At 69.5% G+C, this 13,637-nt stretch carries 11 protein-coding genes; 6 read left to right on the plus strand and 5 right to left on the minus strand.

Annotated features, from left to right (window positions below; genetic code table 11):
* Nucleotides 1-43 precede the first annotated feature (43 nt).
* The 6 genes from G6O68_RS25200 (at nucleotide 44) to G6O68_RS25225 (ending at nucleotide 7,365) form a co-directional block, all read left to right on the plus strand.
* A complete protein-coding gene (locus G6O68_RS25200) occupies nucleotides 44-1,639 on the plus strand; it encodes a glycosyltransferase family 39 protein (RefSeq protein ID WP_165251427.1) in 1,596 nt (531 codons plus the stop codon).
* Entirely contained in the window at nucleotides 1,636-2,496 is an 861-nt protein-coding gene (locus tag G6O68_RS25205) for a lipopolysaccharide kinase InaA family protein (RefSeq protein ID WP_165251428.1), read from the plus strand. The genes G6O68_RS25200 and G6O68_RS25205 overlap by 4 nt, the downstream gene beginning before the upstream one ends.
* A gap of 113 nt (nucleotides 2,497-2,609) precedes the next feature.
* Nucleotides 2,610-3,860, plus strand: coding sequence for a glycosyltransferase family 4 protein (locus tag G6O68_RS25210; RefSeq protein WP_165251429.1), 1,251 nt, complete (start codon nucleotides 2,610-2,612; stop codon nucleotides 3,858-3,860).
* 58 nt (nucleotides 3,861-3,918) lie between these two features.
* Nucleotides 3,919-4,674 carry a sugar phosphate nucleotidyltransferase gene (locus G6O68_RS25215; RefSeq protein WP_165251430.1) on the plus strand — a complete coding sequence of 252 codons (756 nt, stop codon included), beginning with the start codon at nucleotides 3,919-3,921 and terminating at the stop codon, nucleotides 4,672-4,674.
* A 14-nt stretch (nucleotides 4,675-4,688) separates the two neighbouring features.
* Nucleotides 4,689-6,467, plus strand: a complete 1,779-nt coding sequence (gene plsY, locus G6O68_RS25220; RefSeq protein WP_165251431.1) for a glycerol-3-phosphate 1-O-acyltransferase PlsY — start codon at nucleotides 4,689-4,691, stop codon at nucleotides 6,465-6,467.
* A 277-nt stretch (nucleotides 6,468-6,744) separates the two neighbouring features.
* Complete coding sequence (locus G6O68_RS25225; RefSeq protein ID WP_165251432.1) at nucleotides 6,745-7,365, plus strand: hypothetical protein; 621 nt, start codon at nucleotides 6,745-6,747, stop codon at nucleotides 7,363-7,365.
* A 4-nt stretch (nucleotides 7,366-7,369) separates the two neighbouring features.
* On the opposite strand, the gene G6O68_RS25230 is transcribed toward G6O68_RS25225, so the two are convergent.
* The 5 genes from G6O68_RS25230 to G6O68_RS25250 form a co-directional block, all read right to left on the minus strand.
* A complete protein-coding gene (locus G6O68_RS25230; protein ID WP_165251433.1) occupies nucleotides 7,370-9,331 on the minus strand; it encodes a hypothetical protein in 1,962 nt (653 codons plus the stop codon).
* Between the two features lie 97 nt (nucleotides 9,332-9,428).
* Nucleotides 9,429-10,130, minus strand: a complete 702-nt coding sequence (locus G6O68_RS25235; protein ID WP_165251434.1) for a class I SAM-dependent methyltransferase — start codon at nucleotides 10,128-10,130, stop codon at nucleotides 9,429-9,431.
* Nucleotides 10,127-10,921 (minus strand): glycosyltransferase, encoded by a 795-nt coding sequence (locus tag G6O68_RS25240; RefSeq protein WP_165251435.1) that lies wholly within the window; start codon nucleotides 10,919-10,921, stop codon nucleotides 10,127-10,129. The genes G6O68_RS25235 and G6O68_RS25240 overlap by 4 nt, the downstream gene beginning before the upstream one ends.
* On the minus strand, nucleotides 10,921-11,943 hold the full coding sequence (locus G6O68_RS25245) for an NAD-dependent epimerase/dehydratase family protein (protein WP_165251436.1): 1,023 nt from the start codon (nucleotides 11,941-11,943) through the stop codon (nucleotides 10,921-10,923). Before G6O68_RS25245 ends, G6O68_RS25240 begins: the two co-directional genes overlap by 1 nt.
* A 152-nt stretch (nucleotides 11,944-12,095) precedes the next feature.
* Complete coding sequence (locus tag G6O68_RS25250; protein WP_165251437.1) at nucleotides 12,096-13,310, minus strand: nucleotide sugar dehydrogenase; 1,215 nt, start codon at nucleotides 13,308-13,310, stop codon at nucleotides 12,096-12,098.
* Nucleotides 13,311-13,637: the final 327 nt, after the last annotated feature.

Below are 13,637 nucleotides of genomic sequence, written 5' to 3' on the forward strand. Positions count from 1 at the left end.
CGAGGATCGGCCCGCGAACGGCCCAGGGTCAAGGAGGATCGGGGTGTCGCACCGTCGCTGGTTCATCGCCATCCTGATCTTCTCCGCCGTCTTCAACGCCGCGGCGATCCTGCGGACCCTGGTCCCGGCCCAGGACGGCCTGAAGTTCCTGGCCGCCGCCCGTCGCTTCCAGTCCGACCCCTGGGTCGACGTCGTCCGCGGCACCGACCAGCATCCGCTCTACCCGGCCCTCATCGCCGCCGTCGAGCCGCTGACGGCGGCTATCCTGGGCCCCGGCCCGGACGCCTGGCGGATCGCGGCGCAGGGCGTCTCGGCGACGGCCTCGCTTCTCCTCCTCCTACCGCTTTTCGCGCTCGCCCGCGCGGTCTTCGACGGGCGCGTCGCCCTGATCGCCGTGTTCGTCTACGTCCTCCTGCCGGTCCCCGGCGAGGTCGGTCGCGACACCCTGAGCAACGCCCTGGGCCTGTTGGGGATGACCACGACCCTCCAGCTCGGGGCGTCGGCGATCCGCCGCGACTCGTGGCGTCTCGCCCTGGCCGCCGGCCTGGCGGGCGGGGTCGCGTACCTGGCGAGGCCCGAGGCGATCCTCGCGCCCATGTCCGTCGGCCTGGCCTTCATCGCCCAACTCGCGAAGGGACGCGGCTTGCGGGCGGTCGCCACGGCCCCGGCGCTACCGGCCCTCGGGCTGGCCGTCCTGGTCTGCGTCGGCTCGTACGCGCTGGCGAAGGGACAGGTCTCCGAGAAGCTCGCCCTGCGGCATGCCGCGTCCCTCGGATCCCAGGCGATCGCGCACCGCTCCTCGCCGCAGCCGCTCCCCCCGGGCCTCGATCGGGCCGGGCTCGACCTCTCCCCCAAGGAGGAATCGGACGAACGGGCCATCGGTGGGCCGCTCGACGTCCTCAAGTGGGTCGTCCGGCGCTGGTGGGACGAGATGTGCTGGGGGTTCGCGATCATGACGATCTGGGGCCTGGCGCGGCGACGCGCGGTCCAGGACGTCTGCGGTCGCCAAACCGACGCCGGTGGTCCCGAACGGCTGGTTTTGAGCGTGTTCGTCGCCGCCTACGTGCTCGTGCTGATGCGACACGGGTCGAGTCTAGGCTACCTGTCCAGTCGCCACATCCTCCCGCTGGTGGTGGCGTCGACGATCTGGGCCGGGGCGGGGGCTTTCATCTGCGTCCGCGGACTCGGGATCAAACTCGCGGCGCCGCCTCGGGCCTATCGGGCGGCCGTGGCGGTCGCCTCGGCGTTCATCGCGGTGCTCCTGGTCGGCTACCAGCTGCGCACGGGCCACGAGAGCCGGCGAGGCCACTGGGAGGCCGGCCGCTGGCTGCTCGCGAACGCCGGCACCGGCGAGCAGGTGCTCGACACCCGCGGCTGGGCGCGGTTCGTGGCCGACCGCCCGAAAGGTTACGACTACTGGCACGTCCGCCAGGCTCTCTCCGATCGGAGCCTCGCCTACGTAGTCGTGGGTCGCGACGAGTTGGAAGCGAAGAGCCCCCGAGCCGAGAGCCTCAACGCGCTTTTGGCGTTCGCGGCGACGCCGGTGCGGGATTTCCCGGTGGTCGTCGAGGGCCGCGACGTCGGCGCGCGGATCTACCGCATGAATCAACCGATCTCCTGGGAAGGCTTCACGCCATGAGCTTGCGCGCGTTCTGGGGACGCCTGATCCGGGGCTCGCGCTGGTCGTGGGTCAACGACCGCTACCGCGACTCGCTGCCCGCCGACCTCGACTCCTCGGTCATGGCGATCGTGAGCCGCGACCGGCTCCACGCCAAGCAGGGGCGGTCGACGGCCCGCGTCGTCTTCCACGGGGCCGAAGGCGCTGGCGATCGCCGAGTCTCGGTCTACCTCAAGCGACATTTCCGCCTCCCCTGGGCGGCGCGGCTGGCCGCCACCGTCGACCCCTCCGGGCGGCATTCGCCCGGCGCGGCCGAGTGGTCGCACCTGGAGAGGGCCCGGGCGCTCGGCGTGCCGGTCCCGGAAGTCGTCGCGGTCGGCGAGCGGATCGGGCCCTGGGGCGGCCTGCAGAGCTACCTGGCGGTCGCCGAGCTTCCCGGCCGGGAGCTGAACGAGATCCTGCCCGAGCTGGAGAGCTCGCTCGAACCGGAAACGTTCGAGGCGATGAAGCGGCGGATTGTCCGGGAGATGGCCCGGATCGCCGCGACGCTGCACCGCGCCCGGACGTTCCACAAGGACCTCTACCTCTGCCACTTCTTCCTGAACCTGGGGAAGGTCGCGAAGGATCCGCTCGACGTCGAGTTGACCCTGATCGACCTGCATCGGCTCCGCGAGCATCGGCTGATGGCCGACCGCTGGCGCTGGAAGGACCTGGGCCAGCTGCTGTTCTCGATCGAGGGGGTCGCCGGCGTCTCGCCTCGCGACGTGCTCCGGTTCTGGATGCATTACCGGAAAGCCGCCGGGATGCGGGGGCCGGAGTGGCAGGCCCGGATGATCCGGCTGAAGGCCGCGCGGTACGCGTCGCACAACAAAGGCTGAGTTGGAAACCACGGGGATTCCCCGGAAAAGCTCCAGTCGGGTCCGACCGGGACGCGAATATCAGACGAGGAAGGCTCGCGGGATGCGGGCCGAACGGCGCGGAGACGGTTCCCATGCGGCTGGCCCTGAACTTCCCGAGAGTCGATCCCACGAAAGGCGGGGCCGAGACCTACATCGTCGACCTCTGCCGCAGCCTCACGCGCTCGGGGCACCAGGTCGACCTGTACACGTCGAGCTGGGCCGAGGGAGCCTTGCCGGCCGAGGTCCGCTGCGTCCGGGTCCAGTCCGAGGGCCGCTCCCGCCGCGAGCAGGTCGCCGGCTTCGCCGCCGCGTCCGCCCGGCTGCTCAAGGACGCCGATTACGACTGCACCGTCGGATTTATCAACACCTATGAACACGACGTCATCATCCCCCAGGGGGGCGTCCACGGTGGCAGCCTGCGGGCCAACTCGCTCCGGTTCGCCAATCCGATCGCCCGGCGGCTGTACGTCCTGGGCAAGGTGCTGAATCCCAAGTTCTGGACCTATCGCGGCATCGAGAGGCTCCAGTATGCCCCCGGGCGCGGGGCGCGCGTGGTCGCGGTCAGCCGGATGGTCGCGCGGCACGTCCAGGAGTTCGTGGGCGTCCCGAAGTCGCGGATCCACGTCGTCCCCAACGCGATCGACCCCGACCGCGTGCTGGTCCCCCAGCCGGGTGCCGTCCGTTGCGCCTTCCGGGACCGGATCGGGCTGTCGCCGGGCGATCTCGTCGGCCTCTTCGTCGGCCACAATTACGCGCTCAAGGGCCTCGAACCGCTGATCCGCGGCCTCGCCGCCCGGAACAAGCCGGGCGCGAGGCCGATCCACCTGCTCGTCTGCGGCGGCGGCCGGCCGGGCTGGTATCGCCGCCTCGCGAATCGCCTTGGGGTCGGGGATTTCGTCCATTTTCTCGGCTTTCACGACGACGTCCGCGAGTGTTACTGGTCGAGCGACTTCTTCGTCTCGCCCAGCTACTACGACCCCTGCTCGCTCGTCGTGCTCGAAGCCCTCGCCTGCGGGCTGCCGGCGATCACGACCGCGTGCAATGGGGCGAGCGAATTGATGACCGACGGCCGCCAGGGTTACGTCCTGTCGGCTCCCGACGCCCGCGGCGAACTGGTCGCCGCGCTCGACGGCCTGGCGGACGACGCCCGCCGCCGCGCGATGTCGGCCGAGGCCGCGAAGCTCGGCCGCGAGTGGACGTTCGACCGGCACGTCGAGGCCCTGGTGAAGGTCTTCCGCGAGGTCGCCTCGGAGAAGGCCAGGGTCGCGTCGCACGCTAGGAGGCCCGCATCGGGGCCGCACGCTGCGAGATCCAGCAAGCGCAAGTCGGCGGGACGAGGTTGATCCTCGTCTTCGCCGGTCGGGAATCGATGGGACGAGACCCAGGGAAGGGGGACCGACGATGAAGGCCGTGATCCTGGCGGGGGGTAAGGGGACGCGACTCCGGCCCTACACCCACGTCCTGCCGAAGCCGTTGATGCCGCTGGGCGAGGACGACCCGATGCCGATCATCGAGGTGGTTCTGCGCCAGCTCGCGCGTTTCGGCTTCCGCGACGTGACGATCATCACCGGCTACTTGACCGAGCTGATCGAGACCTTCTGCGGCGACGGCCGCAAGTTCGGCGCGAAGATCGGCTACCGTCGCGAGGTCGCCCCGCTGGGCACCGCCGGCGGCCTGACCCTGATCAAGCGCCCCGAGGAGCCGGTGCTCGTCATCAACGGCGACATCCTCACCACGCTCGACTATGGCGCGATGTACGACTTCCACCGCGAGCGCGGGGCCTCGGCGACGATCGCGTCGTACCCCCGCGAGGTGAAGATCGACTTCGGCGTTCTCCAGTTCGGCGACGACCCGCACGTCCTGACGGGGTATCAGGAGAAGCCCGAGTACTCTTTCCAGGTCAGCATGGGCGTCTACATCCTGGAGCCGCACGCGTGGGACTACCTGGTTCCGGGCCAGGCGGTCACCATGCCCGAGCTGCTGGAGGCTATGCGTCACAGCGGTCGCGCCGTCCACTGCTACAAACAGAACTGCTACTGGCTCGACATCGGCCGTCACGACGACTACGCGACGGCGAACGAGATCTTCGACAATCGTCGCGCCGCGTTCCTGGGCCAGCCCGACAAGTCGGTCCTGAAGATCGGCCGCGACCAGTGATCGGAGCCCTCGCCTTGGACTGGACCTACCCGGCCGCCGCCCTCGCCGCCTACCTGATCGGGGCGATCCCGTTCGGCTACCTGATCTACCGCGGCCTCACCGGCGAGGACGTGCGCAAGGTCGGCTCGGGCAACATCGGGGCGACGAACGTCGGCCGATTGCTGGGCTTTCGCTTCTTCCTGCTCGTCTTCTTTCTGGACCTGCTGAAGGGGCTCCTGCCGACGGTCGGAGTGCCGCGGCTCTTGACCGCGCTGGGCTGGCCCTCGCCCTCGGACCTTCCGGTGGCGGCGGCCCTCGGGGCCATCCTCGGGCACAACTTCCCCGTCTTCCTGGGGTTCAAGGGGGGCAAGGGGGTCGCGACGAGCCTGGGCGCGTTGCTGGCGCTGGAGCCCGCGGCCTGCGGCGTGGCGTCGGCCGCGTTCTTCACGGTCTTCCTGATCACGCGGTATGTCTCGCTCTCGTCCATGACGGGCGGCCTGGCGTTCGCCGTCGCCTATTTCGGATGGACCGCCGACACCTGGAGTCGTGAGCACCGCGCCATGAGCGTCCTCGTCCTGGCCGTCGTCGTCCTGCTGATCGCGAGGCATCGCAAGAACGTCGGACGCCTGCTGGCCGGGACCGAGAACCGGGTGAGCTTCCGACGCCGCAAGCCGGAAGGGCCTGCGCCGTCCCAGCCGTCGGGCCGGATCTCACCGGCCGTCGTCGCGACGCTGGCCGTCGCCGCGACCCTTCTCTGCGGGGCCGGGGTCTTGATCGTCCAGCATTCGAAGGAGCCCGTCGAGGCCGTCGCCGGGCCCTGGCTTTTGCGCGAGACCCACCGCGAGGCCACCGGCCAGCAGCGTGCGACCCGCGTGGCCTTCGAAGAGGCCGGCGAACGGCTCGCCGTCCTCTGCCCTCGCTACAACCGAATCCTGACGTATCGGGTGGACCACGAGGCCAGGCTGTCCGCCCCGACGGTGATCCCCGTCGAGGGTCGGCCCGTCGCCATCGCCGTCTTCGGAGGGAACGTCGCGGTGCTCCAGCGCCCGGTCAACGACGCCAAGCACCTCGGCCCGGGATGGCTCGACGTCTTCACGCTCGACGGCGGACGCGTCGGCGTCCGGGCCGAGGCCGGCTATTACCCGGACGACCTCGCGGCCAGTCCCGACGGCGAGTTTCTGCTCGTGTTGGCCTCCGGCCGTGGCGAGGGGGACGCGACGAAGCACGCGCCTGAGTTGACGATCCACGAGACCTCGGCCATCCTCTCGGCCGTCCCCTCGATTCCCGTCGGCCGTCTCGCCTTCCAGGAAGGCGACGATCCGGACCGGCTCACGCTGTCGCGGGCCGGCGGCCGCGCCCTCGTGTCGCTCGCCCTGACGAGGGAGGCGGTCGCGATCGACCTTTCCGACCCTCGGAATCCGCGGCCGGCGGGCCGGATGGACCTCCGTTCGGTCGACCAGCCCTACGTCTCGCGGTCGGACGACGGCGACTGGATCGTGATCCCCGCCCGCGACGATCACCAGGCCGTCGCGACGTCGGCCAGGCCGACGACCGGGCCGACTTCGGACGAAGGGGAGCCGGAGGCCGCCGCCTATCTCGTCGTCTCGCGTCCGGAGGATTCGATGCTCGACCTGGTGCAGGTCGATCCCACCGCCTTGCTGGGGCGTTTCCCCGTACTCGGCCCGCTGAACCTCGGCGGGGCCGAGCCCTCGTCGCTGGCTTTCTGCGAGGCTCGCCGCCTGCTCGCGGCGACCACCAAGCCCGGCGCCGTGCATCTGATCCGACTTGAGTCGCGGATCGACGGGACGTTGTAACTGCCGACGCCCCGGGTCGCGGCCTCCGACTGACTTCCTCGCCGCCATGGGCTGCCGGCCTCTCTCGGCTTACGCCCGGGCCGGCCCCTGTGCGATGATCGCCGGGAACCCGCGCGGGCTTGATCTCGGCCGATTCGGGCGAAGAATGTCCCCGATCGGGACGAAGATCCTTCCGAATGGACGAGACTCACCGAGGATGCACCGCGATGAAGACGCACTGCACGTCAGCCTGGCAGGGCGACGACAAGGTCGGTGGGCCGGTCGATCGGAGCCGTCGATGATGAGCGCTTCGAGCCGGGCTCCGTGGTTCTGCCCCGGCTGTCGGAGGTCGGGGGAAGAGCCGCCCCGGGCGAATCTCTGCACTCACTGCGGCGACCCGGTGGCTCCGCAGGGGTACTGCCCGGTCTGCGAGAACTTCCAGCCGCAAAGCCCCGGAGACCTCTGCCCGAAGCACGAGGTCCCGCTGGACGACGCCTCGCCGGGGCCGGTCGCGGCGGAGGTGAGCGGCCCCTGGGTCGTGGTGGCCCGTTACTCGGACGCCTTGGCGTGCCAGCCGCCGCGCATCCGACTGGAGGCCGAGGGTATCCCGACGACCCTCGACGGCGAGCGCATGGGGGGCAAGGCCATGTATCACGTCGCCACCGGCGGCGTGAAGTTGAGCGTCCCGGCCAGCCTGGAGACGGAGGCCCGCGTCATCCTCTCGCAGACCTGGTCCCAGGACGCGGCCGATTTGGGCATCGACGTGGAGGACTGGGACGAGCTGGACGTGGATCTCGGCTGTCATCCCTCGCAATCGGGGATCCAGCCCACGCCGCTCATCGTCCTGGGACTTCTGATGCTCGCCCTGTTTCTCGGGGCGGGGCTCCTCGCGATCGTCCGCCAACTCGTCGCCGAATGATCCTTCAGCGAGCCACGCTGGGCTGGCCCGCGGTCGCCACGGCCGCCGGCTCGGCCTTGGGGCGACCTGACCTCAGAGCCGTGATGCGGAACTCGGGCTTGAGCAGTCCGCTCGGGTCGTGGAACGAGACCGAGACGACCTCGTCGGCGGCCCCCTGCTGGAACAGCCGGACGACGCCATCCACGTCGCGCGGGAGGCTGCTCACCAGGAACCCACCGGCCGCGTTCCGCCAGACCAGCCGGTGATTGGCCGGCTCGCCTTTGCTGTAGTGCACTCGGATCAGGGGAGGGTCGACCTTGTAGAAGATGGCCTGCAGCTTGCCCAGGAGCGAGAGCTCGAATTTGGCCTTGAGGAACACGTGGCCCCCCTCCGCGGCCGGCGGCTCATACGACTTCACGAAGCCTAGTGACGTCGACTCCAGACGCTCGGCCCCCCGCCAGCGGGGCTGCACCCGGCGCTGGAGGAGCAGCATATCGCCGTCCCGGTCCACGCAGTCGTACCAGCGGAGCATCTCGATCCAGGTCCGCGAGTCCACGGCGCAGGGATGCTGGGAGTCGATGGCGTAATGGGTATACAGGATGAATTTCGGAGCCCGCTGGCCCCGATAATGGTCCGCCCCCATCTGGTCGAGTCGGGGGGTGTAAGCGCAGTAAGACTGGAAGACCGGTCGGGGGCTCCACTCCAAGTCGTTGGTCCAGATGTAGGAGGTTTCCCAGGGGTATACGTCGACCGATTCGTCGCCGATCCTCCGGCGCATCGAGGCCGGGAGAGCTTTCTCCCGCTTGAGTCGGGCGTCGAAGTCACGCATCGACGAGCGCGTCTCGTCGAGCTTGCAGAGGCCGATCCAGTTGGACGCCCCTCGCAGCGCGACCTTCTGGACCGAGGTCGGCGAGTACCAGAAGCCTGACGCCAGGACGGTCGCCACCACGAGCGTGGCGACCACGCGAGTCCGCAAGGTCCGGCTCGCGGCCGGCAACACCAGGGCCGTCAGGCTGACCATCACCGGCCAGACCAACTGGAAGTGGGAGAGCGCCTGCCGGACCACGGCACCTTTGTAGAGGATGAACATGGGGGCGACCATGATCACGAAGGCCGGTGTCAGGGTCGATCGCCGCGCCAGGCTGATGACGAGGCCGACGACCGTGAGGCCGAGCATGATCGCGGCCACGACGCCGCCAGGGTTGCCGGGCTCATCGGCGGTCATCTGGGTCGAGTAGGCGGAGGCCAGTTCCCCGGACGCCTGGAGGAACGGCCACAAGGTCGAAAGCGGGCCGCCGTAGGCCAGGAAGAAGCCGATCATCGACCCGAAGTAGACCGTCGCCAGCAGCATCAGCCGCGCGAACACCCGACGGCTCGGGTCGCGGGCGAGACGCATAAGAGACCACATCCCCAGTGCGGCCGTGCAGGCCACGCCGAGGTTGAACTTCGTCAAGATCGCCGCGCCCGCCAGGAAGGCCGCCGGGATCGCCCAGGTCGGCCTCCGGTCCAGCTCGGCCAGGAGGAGGAAGCCGACGACCGGCAGGATCACCGCGCCGTAGAGGCTGAGATTGAACTCGCCGTCGAGAGCGATGCCACTGATCGCCATCGTCGCTGCGAAGACCAGCGGGGTGGCGTAGCCCTTGACCCGGAACAGGAGGATCCCGACCGACGTCCACCAGAACAAGTTCAGGCCCAGGCGGATCGCCACGGAGTGCAGGTCGAGGTCGCCTAACTCCTTGGGGCACAGGGCGAAACCCAGCGGCCCGTAGGTGAAGATGAAGTCGCGACCGTGCGCCAGGCCTCGGTCGGCCGAGAGGTGCAGGCCGGTGATCCAGGAGGGGTCGAGGCCGACGCCCATCTGCGAGACCCACTGGGGGATCGTCAGCATCACGAAACCGACGAGGAGCAGCACCCGCCAGACGACCGCTCCGACCGCGAGCGACTCCGGGCGGACCGGCTCGGCCATCGAAACCTGCGCCGCGGTCATTCCAACCTCCGGGGTCTGAGGCCGGCGACTCCTCGCCGGCGACGGGGCGGCCGGCGTCCTGCCGCGCCGCCGGGCTGGGCTCGTCGTTCCGGCGCCGTCAGGCGGGCCGGCGGGCGACGAGGAAGAACTGGGCGCCGAAGAACCGCCAGGCCCAGGGCAGCTTCAGGTAGAGCCGGACCAGCCACGGGGCCGTCGGCAGCTTGCCGCGGAACGAGAAGGGGAGGGTGCGGGCGAGTTCGACCTCGACCTCGAAGCCCGACAGCTCCAGGGCCTCGGCGACTGCCTTCTCGGTCAGCGCCAGGTGGTGGTCGAAGTAGTCGTAATAGTCCGCCGCACAGGCGCGGAAGTTGGGGCCGAGGATCATCACCCGGCCGCCCGGCTTCAGGGCCCCGCGCACCGCGTCGAAGACCGCCAGGACCTGCTCGCGGGTCCGACAGTGCTCGAGGAAGTTGCTCATGAAGGCCGCGTCGAAGTGCGAGGCCGGGACGACCTCGCCGAGGCGCTCGGCCGCGATCTCGTGCACGGTCACGTTCGGGGCCGCGTGGTTGCGGGTCTCCGGGTTCAGGTCCACGGCCACGCGCTCGCCGGCCGCGACGTTGTTGATGAACTCGCAGTAACCCGCGGCGACTTCCAGCACGCTCCCGCCGGCGGGGATGTAGCGGTTGAACCACGACTCGCAGAGGACCCGCCAGACCGCCGTGCGCCGCCCCAGCACCTGCTTGCCGAACCGGTTGCGGTAGATCTGCTCGACCAGGTTCTCCAGCGGCGCTTCCGCCTCGATTCCGATCGTTCGCGTCATCGTGCTCCTCGCGGCGCCCGTCGGGGCGAAAGGGCGTATGCGTACCAGTAGAGATACCTGGGCAGCCACTTCATGAGCCGGAAGCGGGACTCGCCGGCGGTGCGATCCCGCCAGGTGGTCGGGGTCTGGGCGATGGGCTCGCCCCGGCGGAAGGCCTTGGCGGTCAGCTCCAGCGCCAGCTCGAAGCCGCCGGTGCTCTCGACGCCCATCTCGCGCACCAGCGCGGCGTCGTAGAGCCGGAAGTTGTTGGTGGCGTCGTGGGTGGGGAAGCGGGCGACGTAACGCAGCGAGAGGCCGGCGAGGCGGCTGAGGGTCCGCTTCAACCACGGCCCCCCCTCCTGGCTCCCGCCCTTCATATACCGGCTCGGGCAGACGATCCGATTCCCCTGGCGGTACAGCTCCAGCATCCTCGGCACGATCCGGAGGTCGTCCGAGAGGTCGGCCATGACCACGAGCGCGGGCCCCTCGCCGACCTCGTCGAACCCGGTCTTGATCGCGCCCACGACCCCGCGGCCGTGGCGGTTCTTCACCAGCCGCAGCCAGGGGCGGGACTCGGCGAAGGCGGCCGCCACGGGGACCGTCGTGTCCTCGTCGAAGTCGTAGACGACGTGGAGCGTGAACGGACCGGGGACGTCGCGCTCGATCTCGGCCATCAGCTTGGGGAAGTTCTCCCCCTCGTTGTAGACCGGCACGACCAGGGCCAGGGGCCTTTCGTCGCGGATCACGTCGCGGGCCCCGGCCGCGGCGACGCGGCGGGCGGTCCGTCGGGCTCCCGTCGTCTGCGTGCTCATCAGATGACTCCGGCGGCGAGCTGCTTGTCGACCCAGGGGATGACCTCGTCCAGGATCTCGTCGAGCGGCGTGTCGGCCGAGAAGCCGATCAGGTCGCGGGCCTTCTCGACGGCCGGGATCCGGCACTGCACGTCGTACTGGAAGGGCTTGTCCGAGACGACGTTGAAGGTCTTCCACTCGCCGTGGATCTTCTTCCAGATGAGCTCGGCCAGCTCCATGACGGTCGTCGAGGCCGCGGTGGAGAGGTTGAAGTCCTCGTTCATCGCGCCGGGGTGTTCGACGCAGAGGCGGATGCCGCGGGCCAGGTCGCCGCCGTAGGTGTAGTGGCGGACCTGGGTGCCGTCGCCAAGGATGTGCAGCGGGTCCTGGCCCTTGAGGACCTTCTGGACCAGGTCGGGGACGACGTGGCTCATCGCCAGCTTGACGTTGCCCGAGAGGATCTCGACGTCGCACTTCGCGCGACGCTCGCCGATTCCCACGCAGTTGAACGGACGGGCGATCGTGAACGGCAGGCCGTACTGCTCGTAGGCCCCCTGTGCGAAGTACTCGACGGCCAGCTTCTGGAAGCCGTAGGTCGAGGCCGGCGGCGGGCAGGTGCGGTGGTCGCCCTCGAGGCTGGGGAACCGCACCGCGTTCTCGAAGACCATCGACGACGAGATCACGGTGATCTTCTTGAGCTTGGCGTGCTGATACGCCCAGATGGCCGCGTCGAACGTGGAGGCGGTGATCCGCTCGTTCTCGGCCAGGAGGTCGTAGGCGAACGTGTGGAAGTAGCTGATCCCGCCGATCATGGCCGCGCCGGCGATGACGTGGTCGCAGTCGGCGAGCAGCTCCTTCATCAGCCCGACGTCCTTGGCGTCGCCGCGGACGAGCGTGTAGTTGGGGTTGTCCTGGCTCGTCTGCTCCAGGTCGCCGTACTTCGAGAAGTTGTCGACGCCGACGACCTGATGGCCGTTCGCGAGCAATTCCTCGACGAGATAGCCGCCGATGAAGCCGGCAGCCCCTGTCACCATGATCTTCATGCAACGGTCCCTCTCGGGCCTGGCGCCGGGCGCGAGGCCGAACTCGATACGGGGAATGACGGAGCCCGACCGGCGGGTCGGCTCGGTCCGGAGGCCGGGGCCCATGCGGGTCGCGGCTTGGGGGGCGGCTTCGCTCCCCCCTTGCGGATTCGTCAGGCGGCGGTCGCCGTCCGGGGCGAGACGTCCTGGGCCGACGTCCGGCTCAGGAAGTTGAACACGTCGATCACCGGCTTGCGGACGTTCAGCCCGCGGTACTCGTCGTGGCAGGCCCCCAGGAACAACACGTCGGCCTCGTCGAGGGCGACGTCGAGCGGGACGAACGAGGGGTCCTGGATGTAGGGGTCGGTGCAGAGTACCTTCCGGCTCTCGAACGTCAAGACCTTCCGGAGCTTGTAGGCGAGCGAGTCGCGGGGGTCGTCGTTGTTCCCCTTGAACGCCATCCCCAGGATCGCCACCGTCGCCGTCGACAGGTCGTACTGGGCCTTGGCGGACTCGACGAGGAAGTTGGGCAGCCCCTCGTTGATCATCATCGCCGCCTGGCCGAGCACGAAGTCGTTGTGGTTGAACGCGGCGAGCTGCATCGTGTCCTTGAGCAGGCAAGGCCCCCCCGCGAACCCGGCCCCGGGGAACCCGGACATGCGCGGGTAGTCGGTCGTCATCGCCATGCGGACGCGGTCGAAGTCGGCGCCGAACTTCTCGGCGATGACGTAGAACTGGTTCGCGATCGCGAAGTTGATGTAGCGGTAGCTGTTGCAGAAGAGCTTGCAGAGCTCGGCCTCGATCGGCGGGATCTCGATCTGCCGGGCGCCCAGCAGGGCGAACAGGGCCGAGGCCCGCCGCGTCGCCGACGGCGTAACGCCGCCGATGATCTGCGGGAGGCTGCCGGTCTCCTCCAGCGCGAAGCCCTGGGCGATCCGCTCGGGGCAGTGGGCCACGTCGATCCGCAGCCCGCGCTCGCGGATCCGGCGGTCGAGCCGGGCGGTGACGCCGGGGAAGACCGTGCTCCGCAGGATCAGGAGCTGGCCGTCGTGCATCCGATCGAGGATCGTCCCCATCGAGCGGTCGAACACCCGGATCTCCGGGCTCAGGAACTCGTCGACCGGGGTGCCGATCGTGACGATGACCGACTCGCTCTCGCCGACGGCGTCGGGGTCCATCGTCACGCTCAGGCGGCCGGCGGCCAGGACCTCCGCGAGCGATTCGTCCGCACCGCGCTCCAGGAACGGCATCCGCCCTTCGGCGACGCTCCGGACCCGGGACTCGGCGTTGTCGAGCAGGGTGACCCGCGCGCCGGCCGCCGACAGGGCGATCCCCAGCGGCAGGCCGATGTGACCGCAGCCCCCGACGATGCAGACGGAGTGTTTCATCTCGAAAATCCCTTCTCGGAGATCGGTTGCGACGCGTCGAGATCCGGCGGGCCCTCGCCGCGACGATCCCGACGCGGACCAGTCGCGTCGGACCGTCGGGCCCGCGTCTCGGAGGCGTCCTGGAGCTCGCGTCCTTGCCAGCTCGGCTTCGTTCGGCCCGGCGGAGCGTCGACCATCGATTTTCGACGGCCCGGTCGGCCCGGCCTCTCAGCGAATCGGCCCGGTTCGCAGGGACTCCCCATCGACCGTGCATCTACGCTCGGTCGCGGTTGGGGGTGTCATACCTTTATTCGATCGGTCCATCAAGCCCGAGGCTTGACCCTAATC

The organism is Paludisphaera soli (assembly GCF_011064595.1).
Classification (GTDB): domain Bacteria; phylum Planctomycetota; class Planctomycetia; order Isosphaerales; family Isosphaeraceae; genus Paludisphaera; species Paludisphaera soli.

Excerpts from the sequence above, each read along its gene's own strand:
- G6O68_RS25230 (WP_165251433.1), bottom strand. The coding sequence starts at position 9,331 with ATGACCGCGGCGCAGGTTTCGATGGCCGAGCCGGTCCGCCCGGAGTCG.
- G6O68_RS25210 (WP_165251429.1), top strand. The coding sequence starts at position 2,610 with ATGCGGCTGGCCCTGAACTTCCCGAGAGTCGATCCCACGAAAGGCGGG.
- G6O68_RS25245 (WP_165251436.1), bottom strand. The coding sequence starts at position 11,943 with ATGAAGATCATGGTGACAGGGGCTGCCGGCTTCATCGGCGGCTATCTC.
- G6O68_RS25240 (WP_165251435.1), bottom strand. The coding sequence starts at position 10,921 with ATGAGCACGCAGACGACGGGAGCCCGACGGACCGCCCGCCGCGTCGCC.
- G6O68_RS25250 (WP_165251437.1), bottom strand. The coding sequence starts at position 13,310 with ATGAAACACTCCGTCTGCATCGTCGGGGGCTGCGGTCACATCGGCCTG.
- G6O68_RS25215 (WP_165251430.1), top strand. The coding sequence starts at position 3,919 with ATGAAGGCCGTGATCCTGGCGGGGGGTAAGGGGACGCGACTCCGGCCC.
- G6O68_RS25225 (WP_165251432.1), top strand. The coding sequence starts at position 6,745 with ATGATGAGCGCTTCGAGCCGGGCTCCGTGGTTCTGCCCCGGCTGTCGG.
- G6O68_RS25235 (WP_165251434.1), bottom strand. The coding sequence starts at position 10,130 with ATGACGCGAACGATCGGAATCGAGGCGGAAGCGCCGCTGGAGAACCTG.
- G6O68_RS25205 (WP_165251428.1), top strand. The coding sequence starts at position 1,636 with ATGAGCTTGCGCGCGTTCTGGGGACGCCTGATCCGGGGCTCGCGCTGG.